Raw genomic sequence first — 19,642 nt, forward strand, 5'->3', positions numbered from 1 at the left:
GGGGGGGGGGGTGAATCTTAGAATCGCTAGTAATAAATATGTAATGTTGGCCTATTGGATAGATCGCATCCCTTACACCTTACGTAGGTTAATACTTTGCATTCTTAGGTGTGAAAGAGCAGGCGTGCGTTTGGAGGCAGGGAGTGGCTGTAGTGAACCGTTTTAGTTCGGTACCGTACTGCATTCGGAGACGTCCGACTCCGCTAGGGATTTTGTACGAAAAAAACGCGAGCCGGGTGGGCTCGCGTTTGGTGTGGGTGAGTTTTTTGCGTGGTTGCTTAGTCGGCGGCCACGGTGCGGAGCTGGATGGAGTCGATGACGGAGTCGGATGCGAGGATGTCGGATACGACGACGACTTTGTCTCCGGGGATGATGTAGCCCATCTTCTTGAGGTGCTTGAGGGCGCGGCTGACGGTGGCGTCGGGCTCGGTGCAGAAGATCATCTCGAAGGGGATGATGCCGTGGTGCATGCGCAGCTGCTTGATGGTGTCGTGCGAGTTCGAGAACGCGAAGATGGGAGTGCGTTCCGGACGCTGGGCGGAAACGCCTTTGGCCATGTTGCCGGTGCGGGTGAAGCAGATGATGGCGACGGCGTTGAGCTCGTTGGCCATGACCACGGCGGAGTGCTGGATCTTGGCCTTGTCGCTGCGTAGCTTGAAGTGCTTGGCGTAGCCGGCCTTCTCGCCGCTGCGGTCGACTTGGGACTCGATCTTGGTGATGGCTTCCACGCAGGCGAGGGGGTACTCGCCGATCGTAGTCTCGCCGGAGAGCATCACGCAGTCCGCTTCCTCGAGCACGGCGTTGGCCACGTCGGTGACTTCGGCTCGGGTAGGCATGGGGCTGTGGATCATGGACTCGAGCATGTGAGTCGCGATGATGACGGGCTTGCCGAGCGTGAGGCAGGCCTTGACGGCCTTGCGCTGGATGATGGGCAAGGTTTCGAAGGGGCACTCGATACCGAGGTCGCCACGGGCGACCATGAGGCCGTCGCAGTCGCGCACGATGCTGTCGAGGTTGGTGATGGCCGACTGGTCTTCGATCTTGGCGATGATGAGGGCGCGGTGGGCTCCGTTTTCGTCGAGGAAGTCGCGCAGGAGCTGCAGGTCGGAGCTCTCGCGGACGAAGGAGAGGGCGTAGAAGTCGACGCCTTCCTCGATGCCGACGCGGGTGTCGCCGCGGTCCTTTTCGGTAAGGGCGGGGAGGTTGACCTTGACGCCGGGGAGGTTGATGTGGCGTCGGCTGGTGAGCTCGCCGGGGATGGTGACCTTGCAGCGGATGCGGGCGTTGATCTTCTCGAGGACTTCGAGGCGGATCAGGCCGTTGTCCACGAGGACGATGGAGCCGACTTCGACGTCGTTGATGAGTTCAGCGTAGTTGACGTTGACGGAGCGGATTTCTTCGTCGCCGGATTTTCCGTCGTCGCTGCCGGGCTTGATGGTGAAGTCGAAGATTTCGCCGGGCTGGAGCTCGATGGGGGCTTCGAGGTCGCCGGTGCGGATTTCGGGCCCCTTGACGTCCATCATGATAGGGATGTGCCGATTGAGGCGTTCGCCGACCTTGCGGATGCGTCGCACGACGGTGCGGACGTAGTCGTGGTTGGCGTGGGCCATGTTGATGCGGCAGATGTCGACGAAGTGTTCGCCGATAAGCTTTTCGAGCATTTCTTCGCTGTCGGTAGCGGGTCCGATGGTGAAGACGATCTTGGTGCGTCGTGGTATGCGATGTGAGTCCTGATACATGATGTATTAGTTCTGAGTGTGAAGAGAGTTTGTTTAGGTTTTCACCCTGCCTGCTGATGGCAAGGTGTGGGTTGTGGCGTTCGCGCGCCGGTTCGCGATCGAGGGGGGTAGGTGGGTCCTACACGGCTGCGAGGGCACAGCCTTCGCCGGAGCGGATGGTCTCGATGTGGAAGGGCGCGTTTTGGCGCAGTTCGGCGAAGGTAGTGTCGACAGCAGCGGCGCTATTGCAGTCGCTGCTCAGGTGGGCGAGGTAAACGCGGTTCCATCGGGGGCGCTCGATTGAGGCGAGCAGGTCCTTGGCCGCGGTGTTGGAAAGGTGGCCGTGGCGGCCACTGATTCGTTGCTTGAGGGCCCAAGGGCGACGGGTGTCGTCCTGCAGCATCTGGTCGTCGTAGTTGGACTCGACCACGAGCGTGTCTACGTCCTGGATACGCTGGGCTATGTTCTGCGGCGCAAATCCTAGGTCGGTGACCCAGGCCATGCGCTTGATTGGGGAAAAGAGGTCGTCGCCGCGTCCGGAGGTGAACTTGTAGCCGACGGGATCGTGGGCGTCGTGGGGGATGGAGAAGCTCTCGATGGTGAGGTCTCGGAACTCGAACTGGGCGCCGGTCTGGAAGAGGGCCCAGTTGGGCTTGTTCTTGAGCTTGGGCTGGATGGCCTTGGCGGTGAGCGGGTTGGCGAAGATCTTGGGGCCGAAGCGCTTGGAGAAGGTGGAGATGCCGGCGATATGGTCGCTGTGCTCGTGGGTGACGAAGATGGCGTCGATCTCCTCCGGCTTGACGTGGCGTTCTTCGAGCATGCCGCAGAGGCGTTTGCAGCTGAAGCCGGCGTCGATGAGGACCTTGCAATTTTCCGTGAGCAGCAGGCCGGCGTTGCCGGAGCTGGAGCTTCCTAGGATTGAGAATTGCATGGTCATTTGGAAAATTGGGCGGGATTAGGGATTAGAGTCCTAGATTATGGAACTTAAAAATGAGAGCAGCCGCGTTTGGGCGTAACTGTTAAGGTTTATTTAGTTGAGCTTACGTATCTTAAAACGAGGGCTTTTTTCTAGGTTTGCTTGGAAGTCAAGGTGCTTCTTGAAGAGCGGTAGGTGCTCGTCTTGCCGGTGGCTGACGAAGAGCAGGGTGGTGCGTTGGAGCGCGGCGAGCTGCTGCAGGCAGGCGAGGACGAGGTGGCGGTTCAGGTCGTCGAGGCCTTGAGTGGGTTCGTCCAGGATGACGAGCAGGGGCTGTTTGGCGAGGGCTCGGGCTATCAGGGTGAGCCGTTGTTGCCCATAGGATAGCGAGCGAAAGGGGCGGCTGGCGAGGGACTGGAGCTGGAAGAGCTCCAGCCATTGGCGGGCGCTGGCGACTTCTTGGGCGCTGGGGGCTTGGTAGAGGCCGATGCTGTCATGGAAGCCGGATAGGACGGCGGTTTCGACCGAGCAGCTCACGCGGTAGTCGCGGTGCAAGCTAGGGGAAACGTAGCCGATGTGGCGCTTGATGTCCCAGATGCTTTCTCCGCTTCCCCGGCGGTAGCCGAAGATTTCGAGATGGTTGGTGTAGCACTGGGGGTGGTCGCCGGTGAGCAGGGCGAGCAGGGTGGACTTTCCGCAGCCGTTGGGGCCGGTGATGAGGGTGTGCTCGCCCGCTTCGAGGGTCCAGTCGAAGCCGGCGAATTGCGCCACGCCTTCGTAGTTAACGGAACCGTTTTCGATTTTAACAAGGGGGCGGGTCGGCGGGGAATCGAGGGGAGGCGGGGGCGGCAGCTCCAGGGAACTGGGGGAAGCGGCGGCGGAGATTCGCTGGAAGGCCTCGGTTTTGAGGACGTCGGAACGGGGACCGTGGGCGAGCAGGCGTCCGTCCTGCAGGAGGGCGAGATGGCTGGCCCAGGGGGCGATGTCGTCGACGCGGTTGACGAGAAGCAGGAGGCGTTGGCCTTCCGCGGCAAGCTTCTGGAAGAGGGCGGAGCACTCGGCGTAGGCCTGCACGTCGAGGGCGTCGAAGGGTTCGTCGAGAATGAGCAGGTCGGGCTGGCGCAGCCATTCGGCGAGGATTTGCACGCGGCGCAGCTCGCCGCTGGAGAAGAGGCGGCAGCCGCGATCGAGTAGCTCGGCGATGCCGAACTTTTCGGCTTCTCGGCGGGCCTGGCTTTCTTCGGCTCCGGATTCGAGCAGAAGCTCCAAGCCGGTGGAGCCGTGGTCTTGCCGGTCGAGGAAGTCGGTGTCGTCCTGGGCGAGCTGGGCTTCGTACTGGGACTGCAGGGTTTCGAAGCCGACCCAGGCGGCGGAGATGGGGGCGTCTTCGATTTGGACTTCGCCGGCTAGGGGCTCTCCGCAGAGGGCGGCGGCCAGCTGGCTTTTGCCGGAGGCGTTGTTGCCGAGCACGCACCAGATTTGCTCGGGCAGGAGGTCCCAGTCGGAAAGGTGGAGAGCGTTTGTTTGTAGTTTTTGGATACGCACGATTGGAGAATGACTCGAATGGTGCGGAGTAGATTGGCAGGGCGGGCGGAAAAGGGAAGCTTGGAGCGGGTGGGTGAGAGGCGTGGAGCTTAGTCGATGCTGATGATGCCGCGCTTGACGGCTGCGAGGATGGCTTGGGTGCGGTCGGAAACGCCGAGCTTGGAGAGGATGTTGGTGAGGTGCACTTTTACGGTGCCTTCCACGAGGTGGAGCTCGTTGGCGATTTCCTTGTTGCTGAGGCCGCGGGCCACGAGGGAGAGGACTTCCAGCTCGCGTGGGGAAAGCTGGGAAACGACGCGGCTGCTCAAGCGAGCGGATATTTCGGGCGGCATGAATTGTTCGCCCTTATTCACTTTTCGGATACCGTCGAGAAGTTGCTCGAGCGGCATTTCCTTGACGACGAAACCGAGAGCGCCTTCGCGAAAGGCCTGCAGGACTTCGTCGCCGTCGGCGTAGTTGCTGAAGACGAGGATACGGGCGCTGGGGGATTCCTTCTTGATGAGGCGAATGGTTTCGAAGCCGTTCATCTCCGGCATGCGTAGGTCTAGAACCACTACATCGGGGTTGGTCTCGCGAAAGGCTTCCAGGGCTTCGGCTCCGTTCTCGGCTTCGCCGACGATTTCCATGTCGGGCTCGCCGTTGGTAGCGGTAACGAGTCCCATGCGAAGGACGATGTGGTCGTCTACGAGGAGGATGCGGATCTTGGTTTTTTTCTGGGTTTTCATGTTTCGGAGAGGGGGCAGGTGATGCGGACTTGGGAGCCGTGGCCCGGCTCGCTTTGGATTTGGAGGCGACCTTTGACTTTAGCGGCCCGACCTTTCATGCCGCGCATGCCGAAGTGGCCGATGCGGTGGGTGAGTACCTCGTCGGGTTGGAAGCCGACGCCGTCGTCGCGGACTTGCAGGGTTACGGTGTCGTCGTCGAAATCCAGCTGAACGCGGATTTGCTGGCAGTGGGCGTGCTTGATGGCGTTGGTGACGGCTTCTTGGGCGATGCGCAGGAGGTGGTGCTGGGTGCTGGGGGCGAGCTTCCTTTGTTCGCCGCAGCTGTGGAATTCGATGCTTGGGGAGCCGGAGTGGAGGAGTTCGACCATCTTTTGCAGAGCGCTGGCGAGGTCGGAGTTTTCGAGCAGAGGGGACTCGAGGCCCCAGATGGCTTGCTGGACTTCGTGGCGGGTGAAGGAGACCATGTTTTTGGCTACGTCGAGCCGGGAGCGCACGGACTTGACGAGTTCGGGGAGCTTGAGGGTCGCTTCGAGCTGGAGGGCGAGTCCGCTGAGCCCCTGTTGCACGCTGTCGTGGATCTCGCTGGCGAGGCGGTTGCGTTCGGAAAGAATGGCGGCCTTGCGTTCCTTTTCGTTGAGCTTCTCGAGGGTGCTGCGGAGTTCCTCGGTGCGTTCGTTCACCAGGGTTTCGAGGTAGGCGTGTCGGCGTTTGCTGCGGGTGGCGACGATGAGAGCGAGGGCGAGGATGGCGACGGCGGAGATTGCCCAATAGCAGGCGTAGGCGAGGCGGGTGCGAAACCAAGGCGGGATGATCACGAAGTTTGCGAGGAGCGGTTCGCTGATGGGGCGCCGGGCGGAGTCGGAGAGTTGGGCGGAGAGGCGGTAGGTGTCTTCGCTGAGGTTGGAGAGCTCGAGGGTGGATTCGGTGCTGCGGATGGTCCAGTTGGTGGCTCCGCTGGTCAGCTCGAATTCGTAGAAGGGCGAACTGGCGGAGGCGTAGCTGCCGCCGAAAAACTGGAATTCCAGGTCGTTGAGCGAAAAGGGGAAGCTGTCGGGGGGCGGTACGGATCCAAAAACTGAATACAGGATTCTATTGGTTTGGGTGTCGGTGATGGATACGAGTAAGGGCTGGTGGGGCGGTGGCGTACGGGAGGCGCGTCGCTGGGTGACGTGAAAGAGGGTTGAGCCGTTTGTAACCCAGATGTCGTGGGTGCCGGTGCGTTGCAGGATCGGCACGTGGGCCCGGATGGTGCGGTAGGAATCGCTGTCGAAATGGTAGCGTCCGTTTCTTTTTTCGATGGCGTAGATGCCGTTGTCGTGGGCGACCCAGATGGTGCCGCTGGCGTCTTGGATGGGACGAAAGATGGGAGTGGGGGCTTCGGCGATCAATTGCTCGAGCTCTGGGCTTTCGGTGAAGGCGGCTCGTCTGTCGTCGTAGAAACGGTGTCCGTCTCCGTCGCCTACGAGCACGACGATGTCGTCGACGACTCCGACGTGTACCCATGAGGGCTCGCTCCAAGGATAGCTTTCGAAGACTTCAGCTTGAATGCTGCCGTCGACGAGGGTGACGCGGGCGCTGCGATCGTTTCCGAGCTCGATCCATGCGGCGTAGTCGGTGGTGATGCAGATATAGGGGAAGCCGACACCGGGGACGCTGGGAGCGGCCTCGATCCAGCGGCTGCCGTTCCATTCTAGGGCGGCGATTTTGGCGCGGCCGATTGCGAGGCAACGGTCCGGGCCAATTTCCAGCAGGCGGTTCACTTCGATGTTGGCCAGCACCTTTTCGAATCCGTCATAGGTTTTTCGATACACCCCGTCTCGATTTCCGACGAGTAGTTGGTCGGCGAGATGGATGGCGGCGAGGACGCCGGAATCGGGCAGGTTTGGGAGCCGTCGAAAGCGGGGCGACAGTCCGTGGTTTCCGGAGTCTATTGCGTAGAGCGTGCCGTGGGAAACGATGAGCGGGCTATCGTCTTTACGCTCGATCAGTTGCGGCCAGCTGACGGTAACGCCTGAACGTTGGTCGACCAGGGTGACGGGGTCGCTGTAGAGGATCTTTTGGATTTCGCTTTCGGTAACGACCCAGAGCACGCCTGCTTCGCGAGCGGCAAGGTGGTTGATGAGGTGGTATTCGGGAGTGGTGAAGGCCTGCTTGCATTCTCCGGCGGGAGTCAGGATGAAGAGTCCGCGATTGTCGATGGCGACGGCGAGGTCTCCGTCCGGCAGGCGCAGCAGGTTGGAGATCTGGGTGGATTGCTGGGAGCCGAGCTCGTTGGGCCAAGGGAGGAGTTTTTGGCCGTCGAAGAGGGCGAGTTCGTGGTCGGTGGTGGAGACGGCTGCATATCCCTCTCCGATTTCAACGGCGTCCAGGAAAGTGGTGCGGGCGGAGAGCCCGAGGTCGATGGGGCGCAAGGTTTCGGTTTCGATATCGATCTCGCAAATGCCGAGGCTATGGGAGGAGAGGTAGGGCTTCGATCCAAGTTGGAAGAGCTGCACGAGATCGGGGGCTTCGATGAAGCGCTGGCTGCCGGAGCTTCGGTCCCAGTATACGAGTCCGTTTATGCCTGCGAAGAAGATGCCTTCCCGGAAGGTCATGAGGTGGGAGAAGGAGGTGGAGTTGACCCAGCGAGGAGCGTTTTCCGGACGAACCGAGACGCGCTTGAGCAGACCGTTGGAACCCGGTTGCAGGGTCCCCCAGGAGGAAAGGCTGCCATAGTAGATGGTGCCGCTAGGGTCGACGGTGGAACTGGTGTAGCTCCTCGAGATCTGGTCCGCTTCGAGGAGGTTTATCCAGGTGGAGTCGTTGAGCACGACGTACTTGTTGCGGTCGATGGCGGCGAGTCGGCCGATTGGGTCGAAGCCGAGTTGGACGCCGCGGGATACTCCGACCTCTTCGAGGGAATAGGATCGGTTGAAGGGGAAACCGATTTCGATGGAAGCGTGCAGTGAAACCGGAAACAGGAATAGGAGGGCTGCGAGAGCGGCGCCCGCGAAGAGCTGGTGAAGAACCTTTCTGCGATGTCTTTTCGTGTTGCTGGGGAGTGAGGTCCTTGCTTTGAACTGCGGAAGAACTGGGCGCATGGAGATTTCGTTTCGATCGGCAGAGGGTGGGCTTGTGTCAGGGGCGTGACCGAGACGGGAGGTATCCCTTAGTTTCAGGCTGGGGGACAATGGCGGCGCAAGGTCTTTCGTATCCAGTATGACTATAGTCATAGTGAAGCTATGCCAATCGTATGCTTGTGGAGGCGGCTTGCTTCCCGCTCTATTTATAGGCCTCGGATAGCGTTGAATCGCTGCGTATGCTAGCACTCCCTTAGTAGCGCTGCGCCTGACCTGCGTTCACTCACCCCATTGCTCAATATTTCCCTATGAAAAGATATGCACTTTCAACCCTGCTGGCGATGATCGCTTCGGGGTTCCTCGCAAGCTCCCTTGTGGCCCGAACCGAAGGAGCCAGCTCTTCTCGCGAACGAATTTCGATCAACGACGAGTGGCGCTTCATGAAATACGCGTCGGCCGAGCAGGCGGATCGGCTCATCTACGATGTGCGTCCGGAGGTGACGGATGGCGAGGACGGAAAGGCTGCCGACGCGAAGCCGACCGCCGCGGTCGAGGTGGAGGCGAGGGAGCCTGTGCTTAAGGATTGGATACTGCCAACGGCGAACGACTTTATCAAAAATCCATCCGATCGGCACCAGCGACCGGAAGGCAATCCAGGAAGCGATTTCCCGTTCGTGCAGGAAGATTTCGACGACAGCGCTTGGGAGCGGGTGACTTTGCCGCACGACTGGGCGATCGAGGGGCCGTTTATGGAAGGCTGGGACGCGCCGGTGGGCGGGGGCATGGGGCGCCTGCCAAGTCCGGGCGTTGCTTGGTACCGTCGGGCCTTGGATATCCCAGAGGCCGATCAGGCTCGGTCGATCTTTCTCGATGTCGATGGAGCGATGTCCTACGCGATGGTTTGGTGCAATGGGCATTTGGTGGGCGGCTGGCCCTACGGATACGCGTCGTGGCGAGTGGACTTGACCCCGTATTTGAATTTTGGAGGCGCGAACCAAATCGCGATTCGGGTGGACAACCCTCCCTTTTCCTCTCGTTGGTATCCGGGAGGAGGCCTCTATCGCAACGTCTGGCTGACCAAGACTCCCAAGGTACATGTGGCCCAGTGGGGGACCTACGTTACCACGCCGGAGGTTTCTGAAAAGGCGGCGACGGTTTCCCTAGAGGTTACGGTGGAAAACGACGGCGACAGCGCCGCGAGCGTTGTGGTGAGCACTGACATTTTCCGGGCTGACGAAAACGGGAAGGCGAAAGGACGGAAGATCGCGTCCCTCAAAGCTCTTGAAGGCGAAGTCGAGGCGGGAGCGAGCGCCACCTTTGCGGATTCGGTCGTGATCAAGAACCCCAAGCTCTGGGGGCCGTATCCGACCCAAGAACCGCATCTGCACGTGGCGATCACGAAAGTGCGCGCGACCGACGGGAGCGTTGACACCTACGAGACTACCTTTGGCATTCGCGACTTGCGCTTCGACGGCGAGAAGGGGTTGTTCGTAAATGGCGAGCGCATCTACCTGCAGGGGGCGAACCAGCATCACGACTTGGGAGCCTTGGGTGCGGCCTTCAATGTGCGAGCGGCGGAGCGTCAGCTCGAGCTCTTGCGGGAGATGGGCTGCAACGCGATTCGCATTGCCCACAATCCGCCAGCGGTCGAATTGCTCGAGCTGACCGACCGTATGGGCTTTTTGGTTATCGACGAAATTTTCGACTGCTGGGCCCGCAAGAAGACTCCGCTCGATTTTCACCTGATCTTTCCGGAGTGGCACGAGCCGGACCTGCGGGCCTTCATTCGACGGGATCGCAATTATCCATCGGTGATCATGTGGAGCATCGGCAATGAAGTTGGTGAACAGTATACGGAGGAAGCCGGCGCCGCCTTGGCCCAACGCTTGCACGATATGGCGAAGGAAGAAGACCCGACCCGTCCGACCGCGGCGTCTTTCAACTTTGCCAAGCCGCACATGCCGATCACCGCGGTAATGGACACCGTCAGCTTGAACTACCAAGGGGAGGGAATTCGCAACGCTCCTGCCTATGCTCACTTGAAAGGAATCAACACGCCGCCCCTGTATCCGAAGTTTCACGACGCGTATCCGGACAAAATGATCATCAGCAGCGAAAATGCCGCTGCGGTGAGCTCGCGCGGCGAGTACCTTTTCCCTGTGGCCGATGGCATCAGCGCTCCGGTGGCTGACGGAGCGGGTGGGGATCCGGTGTCGGCCCATGTGAGTTCCTACGAGCTGTATACAGCGCCCTTCGGTTCCTCGGCCGACAAGGTGCTCGGATCCTTGGAGCGTCACCCTTATGTGGGAGGTGGTTTCATCTGGAGCGGTTGGGATTACTTGGGTGAGCCGACCCCGTACTACTCGGCCCGCAGTTCCTACTTCGGCGTGATCGATCTCGCCGGATTCAAGAAGGATCGCTTCTACCTCTACCAGGCCCATTGGCGTCCAGACTATCCGATGGCCCACATCCTGCCGCATTGGGATTGGGAAGGACGCGAGGGAGAGGTGACGCCGGTTCACGTATTCACATCTGGAGACGAAGCTGAGCTTTTCCTCAACGGAAAATCCCTGGGTCGGAAGGTGAAGGGTGAATTTGAATACAGGCTTCGTTGGGATGAGGTCGCTTACGAGCCCGGAAAACTCGAAGTGGTCGCCTACAAGGAAGGGAAGCAGTGGGCCCGCGCTGCGGTGGAGACGACCGGCGCCGCAAGCGCTTTGGAATTGAAGGCGGATCGAGAGCAGATCAAGGCGGACGGCAAGGATCTATCCTTTGTCACCGTAAGGATCCTCGACGATGCGGGTCGCTTCGTACGCAACGCGAAGACTCCTTTGACTTTCGAACTGGAGGGACCTGGCGAGATCGTGGCGACCGATAACGGTGACCCAACTAGTCTGGTCTCTTTCAAGTCGCTTGAGAGAGAGGCCTTCAATGGCTTGTGCTTAGTCATCGTAAAGGGGAAGCCGGGTGAGGCGGGCGACTTGACCTTGACGGTTTCCGGCGACGGAGTCGCTGCCGCGACGGCTTCAATTGTGACCACTAAGTGAGCTGATTTCCTTTGTATCCAAAATCCCCTTAATACGAATTCTATGAATGCGAAACGAAGCTTTTCGTTGGCGGCATTGGCCGTATCTCTCTCCTGCTGCGTCGGCGGCTTCGCTGCGGTACGGCTTCCGAAGGTGCTCAGCGACGGTATGGTTTTGCAACGCGGGGAAGAGGCTCGTATCTGGGGTTGGGCGGACGCATCGGAGCGAGTGACCGTGACCTTTCGCGGCAAGGCGTTCGAAGCGATTGCTGACGAACGAGGCGAGTGGACGGTGGGCATCGAACCGCAAGCTGCGGGGGGACCCTTCGAGCTGCAGGTGGAGGGAGAGAATCGAATCGTGCTGCAGGATGTGCTGGTGGGCGACCTGTGGTTGACCTCCGGGCAATCTAACATGGAGCTGACCATGGAGCGGGTGAAGGAACGTTTTCCTGAGGAAGTGTCTGCGGCGAATAACGATCGGATCCGCTACTTCAAGGTGCCTACCAGCTACGATTTCAAGCAGGAGCGAAACGACGTTCAGTCGGGCTCTTGGATCAAGGCGGAGCCGAACTCTATTCTCGATTTCAGCGCGGTTGGATACTTCTTCGCCAAGGAGATCGAACGCGAAAAGGGGGTGCCGATCGGGGTCGTGAATTCAAGTGTAGGCGGTTCTCGGATACAGTGCTGGTTCAGCGAAGCGATGCTGGAGGCGTATCCAGAAGAGTTGGCGGAGGCAAAGCGTTGGCGCGACGACGCTTTGATCGAGCGTACGGAATCTTCGAATGCCGCCATCTACAGTGATTGGGATCGGGCGGCGCAGGAGAAGGATCAGGGATTGCGGGGCGAGACGCCTTGGTACGATCCGGACGTTGCGGACCGCGATTGGTCGAGCATGACGCTGCCCACGTTTTGGGACGAAGGGGGACTAGAGCCGATGAATGGCGTGGTTTGGTTCCGCAAGTCTTTCGAGGTTCCGGCCGGGAGGGCTGGGAAGTCCGGTATGTTGTATTTGGGTACCATCGTGGATGCCGATGAAACCTACCTCAATGGAGTTAAGGTCGGGGCGACGACTTACCAGTATCCACCCCGCAGATACGAGGTGCCGACCGGTTTGCTGAAGGGAGGGGAGAATGTAATTGCGATCCGAGCCTTCAGTCATTCGGGAAGAGGCTCGTTCACGAGAGACAAGCCCTTTGACTTGGTGGTGGACGATGCAACGATCGATTTGCGCGGAGACTGGAAGTACAAGGTGGGAGCGGTTTTGTACGAGCGGCCCGGTACGGTTTTTATCCGCTGGAAACCAATGGGCTTGTACAACGCGATGATTGCCCCGCTAGTGCCGCTCGATTTGAAGGGCGTGCTTTGGTACCAAGGGGAGTCGAACGCTTGGACGCCTGACAACTATCAGGAATTGTTGAACCAATTGGTTGGGGGGTGGCGCGAGCAGTGGGGGCGGGCGAACTTGCCGTTTGTCTGGGCCCAACTGCCGAACTTCATGGAATCGAAGGAGGAACCGAGCGAGAGCGCGTGGGCGCGTTTGAGGGAGCAGCAGCGCTTGGCCTTGGAGCTCGAACATACGGGCATGGCGGTGACGATCGACGCAGGCGAGTGGAACGATATCCACCCTTTGGATAAGGAAACCGTGGGGAAGCGGCTCGCTTTGGAAGCGCGTCGCGTTGCTTACGGAGAAACGGAGCTGGTGAGCTCGGGGCCTTTGATCGATTCCGCGGAAAGGCGTGGAAGACAGGTGGCGTTGAGCTTCCGGAATGTGGGAGGCGGCTTGCGGGCGAAAGGCGGGGAGCTGATGGAATTTGCGATCGCCGGAGGAGACGGCAATTTCGTTTGGGCGGATGCTCGGATCGCAGGGGATGAGATTATGGTGTGGAGCGATGCGGTGCCGGAGCCTACACGGGTGCGCTACGCATGGGCGGACAATCCGGAACATGCCAATCTCTATAACGCGGAAGGTCTGCCGGCTTCGCCGTTCGAGATTGAAGTCGAGTAGTTGAGTGCGTTTAGGGCGCCGCTCTCTTACTTCGCCAGTTCCGAGCGAAGGTTGGGAGCGATGAGCTCGAGCGCCTGCGCCTTCAGCTTCGGGTCGGGGAAGGGGATTCCGAGGGACTTTGAAAGGAAGAGCAAACTCGCGATCGCGGTCGGAGTGAGCAGTCGCAGCGTTTCTGTATCCAAATCAGCGAGACAGGCCTGAAGTTGCTCTTTCGCGAGTTCGATGCGTTGGGTGCGGACGAAGAGGGAGGCGAGGTTGATCCGGCGATCGGCGGGAAGATTGCGGGCGGATCTACGGGAGAGGTAAGGGATCAGCTTTTCCAAGGATTCCTCCAGCTGTTTGGGATCGCCGAGTGCGTAGTCGATGTTGGCGATGGCACCGAGGGCGTTGAGGTCTCGAGGATAGTTGAGCAGAGCTCCGCGAATGGATTTAGCCTCCCAAAGCTGCCCGTTTTCGACGAAGATGTCGGCCAGTCGACTGAGGCCAAGCTCGGGAGATTGTTCGGGGCCGAGGGCGAAGCTGCTGATGCGGTAGTCCTTAAAAGGGGCGGCTTGGGGCGTTTGGTAGTTGAGGGTGCGAAGCCAGACGGGAACTTCCCAGTCCCGCAGGGCCACGGCGAAGGCGTTGGGAGGAAGCTCCTGTCCGGAGGGAACTTTCAGACCGATGCGGACGAAGTGGTTTAGCATCGGATCCCAAAGCGGGAGGGCGATATGGGTGATTCCCGAGGCGTTGAGCAGGATGCTGGTCTCTTGGGCGGATCCGGCGCTGGCGATGCGGATGGCGGTTTGCTTGCCCAGTTCGTTTTCGTCGTCGGTAGAGACGATCGAGCGGAATCCGCCGTAGTAGGCAGCCGCGGCCGAGAACAAGGGCGAGGAGAAGAGCGTGATGGGTTCTCCGCCTGAGCGCTTGTTGAGCCAGTAGGCGAAGTCCTTTTGGATGATGAGCTGGGTTTCGGTGGATGACAGTTCCAGGCCTGAGGTTGTATCGACTTTTTGGGGAAAGCCCACGATCAATCCCGGGATGAAGAGGAGCAAAGCGGCTAAGCTTGCCAACTGCTTGTGCTTGCTGGCTTCGTGAACGAGCCCGACGAGAGCGATAATGGCAACGATGTCGAAGAGGTTCCACCAGCGTAGTTGAAAGATGCCGAGAGCGATGCTTAGCAGGAGGGGGGCCAGGCCGAAGGCGAAGCGGGCTTTGGCGTCTGCGTCGTATTTTGCAGAGAAGATGCGGGAAAGGAAAAGGAGAGGAAGGGTTAAAGCAGGCATCAGGCAGGCGAGTTTCGCAGTGCCGGACGCTTGTCCCAGCCAGGCTCCTAGGTGAGGATCGATCCCCCCGGCCGGATGGTTTGCCAGTTGCCGCGCGTAGAAATCGCCAGCGAAAAGCGTGGCGGAATCGGTGAGGAACCCGGCAATTGGCCAAGCAAGCAGGGCTATCGCGCCAAGGGCGATACCGGGAAGACACTTTTTGTCGAAGCCTTTGAGTCCGTTCTTGCCCCGGGCATTGGCCGCATGGAGCCATTCTCCAATTCCGAGGATTGTGATGGCGTGTATCGGGCTTGTGGATTCAAGCGTATTCGTGAAGGAGGAGAGGCCGAACTCGAAGAGGGAAGCGGTCAGGGTGAGGGCGGCGCCTGCGAAGGACCACGCTCGCCAGTGGGATTGACTTTCGCTCGCGGGGGAGGCGGATTTACGGAGCAGTTCGAAGGCGATGCCTCCCACGAGGATGGCGAGGAGAATGGGAAACTGGCTGGCTGCATCGTTCCAGAGGGCAAGGGCTCCGGCTCCGCCCGCTAGGAGCGAGTGGGACCGTTTGTTGCGAGCGGAGCCAAGGCTGGCGAAAAGGGGGAGAAGGCTAGCCATTGCCAAGGTCCAGGCTAGGGAGTGGTGGTCTGGAGCTCCGGCCTGGAAGTTTGCCGATAGTGGATAAATGGATACGCAAGCGATCGAGTAGCCTGCCGAGGCCGTTGACGAGAGGTAGCGTCGGCAATAGAGAGCTCCGCCGACGAGAAGGAGGGCGAGCAGGATCGGATCCGCGTAGAGGCTGGCCCGCTCGATCGCGTAGCCAAGCGGAACGTCGCTCGCCAAAGAGTGGATCCAGCCAATCGAGATCAACCACCAGCGGTACGGCGAGGTTCGCGAAGTCGTTCTGCCGTCCGGGGCGGAGTCGTAGTCGATATAGCGAATTTTCCATAGGCCCTTTTCGGTAGCCTGCTGCGCTTCCGTTATCCATGCGAAGCTCGGATTGTGGTGGCCGGTGACTATGAGCGAGCGCTGTCCGCCCTCCAATCCGGTGGGACTAGTGGCGTCGATTGCGGGCGCTGGGGTGGACCAAGTGGGATAGCTGCTCAGTGCTTCAACGCGCTCGATACGCCGCGAGGTCGCTGTGATGAGGAGCGCGGATGCGAGGACTAGGGAGACCCACCATAGATGGGGTTCAAGTTTGTGGAAAAGGGTGCGGGAAGCTTGTTTGGCTTGAGGCATGTGGGGCGGATCTAGACGGGGCCTTGCCCTTGACTTGGTGCGGGCGGAAAGCTTTGTTTGGGGTAACTAGTATGATCCGTTTGAGACTGCCCCGAGAGGAGAAATTTGCGAGGAATAATCAGCTTCGAAACAGGTGTTTTTTTCTTTTGGGTATGGTGGGTAGCGTTTCTCCGGGCTTTCTGTCCGAAGCGAGCGAGAGCTTGTCCTCCACGGCCTTGAATCCGCCATCGCTTGCGGCGAGCGAGACCCTGTTTTCCAAGCTTCCGGAATCGCGTACTGGTATTGTGGTTACGAACGACTACGACGATCCGAGCATGTGGCGACAGCTGTATCGCGAGTATGCCCTGGGAGCGATCGGTACGGGAGTTGCGATTGGAGACTATGACAAGGATGGATTGGCGGATGTCTATATAGTGAGCAAATTAGATACGGGTCGCCTGTTTCGCAATCTGGGGGATTTTCGCTTCGAAGACGTCACCGAAGCGGCGGCCCTCGTGGATGCAAGTGGAGCCTGGAAGCAAGGGGCGGCATTCGTGGATGTGAACAACGACGGTTTTTTGGATCTTCATGTCTGCCGGTTGCGCGCGGCGAACCTATTGTATTTGAACCGTGGTGACGGGCGTTTCGAGGAAGTCGGTCAGGAGCGCGGGCTCGCGGTCGTCGACGGATCGGGCATGGCCTGTTTTGCGGATTACGATCGCGACGGCTGGCTGGACATGTACCTGCAGACGAACTTGATGGATTCGGTGGCGAGTCCGGATGGACAGCGAGATCGGCTGTTTCGCAACGAGGGCCATGGCTATTTTCGAGAAGTCACTGAAGAGGCGGGGATTTTGGGGACTTTGACGCAAGGGCACTCCGCGACCTGGTGGGATTTCGATGAAGATGGTTGGCAAGACCTTTATGTGGCCAACGATTTCGGGCCCCCCGACTTTTTGTATCGAAACAACGGTGACGGAACTTTTGCCAATGTCTTAGACGAGACGGTCCCCCATACCTCTTTTTCCTCGATGGGAGCGGATTTAGGGGATGTGAACAACGATGGGCATATCGACTTTTTCGTATCGGACATGGCAGGATCGACTCTCGAGAAGGAGCATCGAGGGCAATCCGATTCGCGAGCTTTGTTGGATGCGCGGCGGAACGAGAGCAAGGGAACGGCGCTGCAGTTGCTGAAGAACGCGCTCTATGTGAATTCGGGTAAAGGCCGCTTCTACGAAGCTGCGATCTTAGCGGGGATTTCGGCTACGGATTGGACTTGGTCGACGCGCTTCGAAGATTTGGACAACGATGGCCGGCTCGATTTGTTTGTGACCAATGGGATGGATCGCGAGCAGAACAATTTGGACTTGATAGAGAAGCGTATGGCTTCGGTGAACGCTTGGGGGCGGATCGGGATCCTGAAGGCGAGCCCAGTGCTTGAGCAGGCAAACTTCGCGTTTGCGAATCGAGGCGACCTGCAGTTCGAGGAGGTGGGCGAACAGTGGGGCTTGAGTGAAAAGGGCGTGAGCTTCGGAGCTGCCTTCGGCGATTTGGACAATGATGGCGATTTGGACCTTGTTTATACGAACTACGAGGCAGGGCCCACGGTATTGCGTAACGATAGCCAGGCGGGGCAACGGGTCATTGTGCAGCTGAAGGGAGTCCACTCGAATCGCTTCGGATTAGGAGCGCGGATTGAACTTGTATCGGAATCGAGACTACAGGTGCGTGAATTGGTGTCGGCTCGCGGCTATTTGTCGACGAGCGAAACGATCGCGCATTTCGGCTTAGGAGAAGATCAAGGGATCGAGAGCTTGACGGTGTATTGGCCGAGCGGGATCGAGCAGCGATACGAGGGCATAGCAGCCGGCTTTCGTTATACTATCGAGGAGGAAGGTGAACCGGTCTTGGGGTCGAGAAGTAGGGCAGCGGCTCCTGTCCGGTTTCGCGAGGTTTCGGAGCAGATCGGGCTTTCGCTGGCGCAAGAGGAAGAGGTATTGGAGGGAACGGTTGCCCAAGCACTCTTACCGAAGCGATTCAATCGTCGCGGGCCCGGACTGGCGGTGGGAGATCTGGATGGAGACGGTCTCGATGAAATCCTGCTGGGCGCGACAGCGAAGTCGGGCGCGAAGGTTCTGAAGCTGAGCGAAGGAGAGTACCGGATTATGGATACGGGGCCGCTTGGCGAAGTCCCTCCTATAAACGATGGACCGCCTTTGATCTTCGACGCGAACGGAGATGGGCTGAATGATATAGTCTTTACGGGTGGCGGGGCGGCCTTGCCGGCGGAAGAGCCGGAGTACGAGCCACGACTTTGGCTGAACGCTGGCGCTCGCGGTTTCGTGCGAGCGAAGGAGGGGATTTTGCCTTCTACGCCGATCAGCGCCGGCGCTGTCGTGTCTGCTGATTTCGACCGGGACGGGGCTTTGGATCTGTTTATCGGGGGACGCCTTTTTCCCGGCTATTATCCGGAACCGGCCTACAGCGCTTTGTTGATGAGAAGGGGAGACGCTTTTGAAGATGCGACGGATTCCCTGGCTCCGGGATTAGCGGAAGTGGGGTTGGTGACTTCCGCTTTGGCCAGCGACGTGGATGGCGACGGGTGGACCGACTTGGTGGTCGCTCTTGAGTGGGGCGGCGTGCGCGTCTTTCGAAACGAGGCGGGACGAAGCTTCGCGGATGTATCGGAAAAGTGGGGATTCGACAACGCTGGCCACGGGCTTTGGACGTCCTTAGCTTCAGGCGACTTCAATGGGGACGGTATTTTGGACTACGCGTTGGGTAACCACGGTTTGAATATGATTTACTCTCAGTGGGGCGAGGGTGCTTTGAATTTGTTCTACGGCCGGTTTTCGCGGAGTTCGGACTTGATGACGCTGATGGCCTACGAAAGGGAGGGCGCTTATTATCCTTTGGCGAGCAGGGGGGAGTTGATGGCCAAGATCCCGGAAGTTAGATCGCGGTTTCCGTCGAACGACGACTTTGCGAGGGCGAGCTTGGCGGAGATCGTGGGTGAGGAGGCATTGGTAAGGGCTTCGGTTTTTTCGGCGGAGGAATTGCGTAGCGGGGTACTGTTAAGCGGTGGAGCGGATGGTTATGCCTTTGAGCCGTTGCCGCGTGTCGCTCAGTTGGCGCCAGTTCAAGGGATGCAAGCCGGCGACTTCGACCTAGATGGGCTCTGCGACTTGCTCTTGGTGCAGAACGACTTTTCCGCGATTCCTGCTCATGGCCGATTCGATAGCGGTTTGGGCGGCTTTTTCAGAGGGGATGGCTCGGGTGCTTTCGAGTTCGTGCCTGCGACCTCGAGCGGATGGTTGGTAGCGGGCAACGCGAAAGCTCTAGTGAAAATCGATTTCGACGGGGATGCCGTTCCCGATGCGGTGGGCACCCGCAATGACGACCGGAGCTTCGCCTTTCGGAATGAGATCCCGAGCGATCGGCTTTGCTTTGCCTTGCGCTTACAGGGCAAGGGTGGAAACGGAAGCGGGGTCGGCGCGAGGGTGTCGGTGCTTTGCGACGGGCAACTTTCGTGGCTGGAGGAGGTTCAGGCCGGCGGCGGCTATGCGAGTCAGTCTGCAGCGTTGGTTTACTTTTCCGTTCCGAGAGAAGCCTTGGAGAGCGCTGAGTTGCTTGTTCGCTGGCCGTCGGGAGGGAGCTCAAGGCATGAGCTGCCTGGGGAAGCGGGTTATTTCAGCATTCAAGAGTAAGCGATTTAGCCGCTTAGAAATTTAGTCGGTGATTTCGTTTTCCGTTTCCTCTTCGACCTTCCAGCCGAAGACCTTTTCGTCGATGACGTAGAAATAGAGGGTGCGAGTGGTGGTTCTCGTCTTGGGGAGGAAGACTGGCTCCTTGATGGTTCGTTCTTCTAGGGTGATCGGATCGAAGTAGGGAATCTCTTCGTAGCGGCCGGTGATCATTTCGGTTACCGAAGACTCGGTTTCGTAGACCCAAATCTTTACGCGTTCCGGATCGTCCGCGTAGGCTTCGATTCGCGTGGGTTTTCCGAGAGCGGCTATGAGGTCATCTTGGTGGCTTCCTTTGGCGATGTCCAACAGTGGGGACCTGATTTCCCTTCCGGCTTGGGGTTCGGTTGTTTGGCATCCGAACAAGGAAAGCAGGGCGGCGAGGAGGGGGATCGTTAGCTTTAGCTTATTCATCGAAAATGTGTATTTGAAATGATAATACGA

10 protein-coding genes are annotated in these 19,642 nt (G+C 59.3%); 3 read left to right on the forward strand and 7 right to left on the reverse strand.

What is annotated here, in order from left to right; genetic code table 11:
- Positions 1–278: 278 nt before the first annotated feature.
- The 5 genes from pyk to QEH57_RS23990 form a co-directional block, all read right to left on the reverse strand.
- The gene (pyk, locus tag QEH57_RS23970) at positions 279–1,739 is read right to left on the reverse strand and encodes a pyruvate kinase (protein WP_309009342.1); all 1,461 of its coding nucleotides are present in this window, start codon (positions 1,737–1,739) and stop codon (positions 279–281) included.
- Between the two features lie 118 nt (positions 1,740–1,857).
- Positions 1,858–2,649, reverse strand: a complete 792-nt coding sequence (locus tag QEH57_RS23975; RefSeq protein ID WP_309009343.1) for an MBL fold metallo-hydrolase — start codon at positions 2,647–2,649, stop codon at positions 1,858–1,860.
- Positions 2,650–2,748: 99 nt separating this feature from the next.
- Positions 2,749–4,179, reverse strand: coding sequence for an ATP-binding cassette domain-containing protein (locus QEH57_RS23980; protein ID WP_309009344.1), 1,431 nt, complete (start codon positions 4,177–4,179; stop codon positions 2,749–2,751).
- An 89-nt stretch (positions 4,180–4,268) separates the two neighbouring features.
- A complete protein-coding gene (locus QEH57_RS23985; RefSeq protein WP_309009345.1) occupies positions 4,269–4,904 on the reverse strand; it encodes a response regulator transcription factor in 636 nt (211 codons plus the stop codon).
- The gene (locus tag QEH57_RS23990) at positions 4,901–7,984 is read right to left on the reverse strand and encodes a sensor histidine kinase (RefSeq protein WP_309009346.1); all 3,084 of its coding nucleotides are present in this window, start codon (positions 7,982–7,984) and stop codon (positions 4,901–4,903) included. Before QEH57_RS23990 ends, QEH57_RS23985 begins: the two co-directional genes overlap by 4 nt.
- A 287-nt stretch (positions 7,985–8,271) precedes the next feature.
- Between QEH57_RS23990 and galB the strand changes: the two genes are divergently transcribed.
- Together galB and QEH57_RS24000 are read left to right on the forward strand one after the other, a co-directional pair.
- Positions 8,272–11,010 (forward strand): beta-galactosidase GalB, encoded by a 2,739-nt coding sequence (galB, locus tag QEH57_RS23995; protein ID WP_309009347.1) that lies wholly within the window; start codon positions 8,272–8,274, stop codon positions 11,008–11,010.
- Positions 11,011–11,052: 42 nt separating this feature from the next.
- On the forward strand, positions 11,053–12,993 hold the full coding sequence (locus QEH57_RS24000) for a sialate O-acetylesterase (RefSeq protein ID WP_309009348.1): 1,941 nt from the start codon (positions 11,053–11,055) through the stop codon (positions 12,991–12,993).
- 26 nt (positions 12,994–13,019) lie between these two features.
- Here QEH57_RS24000 and QEH57_RS24005 read toward each other — a convergent pair whose 3' ends face one another.
- Complete coding sequence (locus QEH57_RS24005) at positions 13,020–15,473, reverse strand: hypothetical protein (RefSeq protein WP_309009349.1); 2,454 nt, start codon at positions 15,471–15,473, stop codon at positions 13,020–13,022.
- A 152-nt stretch (positions 15,474–15,625) separates the two neighbouring features.
- On the opposite strand from QEH57_RS24005, the gene QEH57_RS24010 reads away from it, so the two are divergent.
- On the forward strand, positions 15,626–19,162 hold the full coding sequence (locus QEH57_RS24010) for an FG-GAP-like repeat-containing protein (RefSeq protein WP_309009350.1): 3,537 nt from the start codon (positions 15,626–15,628) through the stop codon (positions 19,160–19,162).
- Between the two features lie 21 nt (positions 19,163–19,183).
- On the opposite strand, the gene QEH57_RS24015 is transcribed toward QEH57_RS24010, so the two are convergent.
- Entirely contained in the window at positions 19,184–19,612 is a 429-nt protein-coding gene (locus QEH57_RS24015; RefSeq protein ID WP_309009351.1) for a hypothetical protein, read from the reverse strand.
- Between the last annotated feature and the right edge of the window lie 30 nt (positions 19,613–19,642).

The sequence above is a fragment of the Pelagicoccus sp. SDUM812005 genome, from assembly GCF_031127875.1.
Lineage (GTDB): Bacteria > Verrucomicrobiota > Verrucomicrobiia > Opitutales > Opitutaceae > Pelagicoccus.

What these genes read in the sequence shown, in the direction of transcription:
- QEH57_RS24000 (WP_309009348.1), top strand. Translation starts at nt 11,053, where the DNA reads ATGAATGCGAAACGAAGCTTTTCGTTGGCGGCATTGGCCGTATCTCTC.
- QEH57_RS23990 (WP_309009346.1), bottom strand. Translation starts at nt 7,984, where the DNA reads ATGCGCCCAGTTCTTCCGCAGTTCAAAGCAAGGACCTCACTCCCCAGC.
- QEH57_RS23975 (WP_309009343.1), bottom strand. Translation starts at nt 2,649, where the DNA reads ATGCAATTCTCAATCCTAGGAAGCTCCAGCTCCGGCAACGCCGGCCTG.
- QEH57_RS23985 (WP_309009345.1), bottom strand. Translation starts at nt 4,904, where the DNA reads ATGAAAACCCAGAAAAAAACCAAGATCCGCATCCTCCTCGTAGACGAC.
- pyk (WP_309009342.1), bottom strand. Translation starts at nt 1,739, where the DNA reads ATGTATCAGGACTCACATCGCATACCACGACGCACCAAGATCGTCTTC.
- QEH57_RS24010 (WP_309009350.1), top strand. Translation starts at nt 15,626, where the DNA reads ATGGTGGGTAGCGTTTCTCCGGGCTTTCTGTCCGAAGCGAGCGAGAGC.
- QEH57_RS24005 (WP_309009349.1), bottom strand. Translation starts at nt 15,473, where the DNA reads ATGCCTCAAGCCAAACAAGCTTCCCGCACCCTTTTCCACAAACTTGAA.
- galB (WP_309009347.1), top strand. Translation starts at nt 8,272, where the DNA reads ATGAAAAGATATGCACTTTCAACCCTGCTGGCGATGATCGCTTCGGGG.
- QEH57_RS24015 (WP_309009351.1), bottom strand. Translation starts at nt 19,612, where the DNA reads ATGAATAAGCTAAAGCTAACGATCCCCCTCCTCGCCGCCCTGCTTTCC.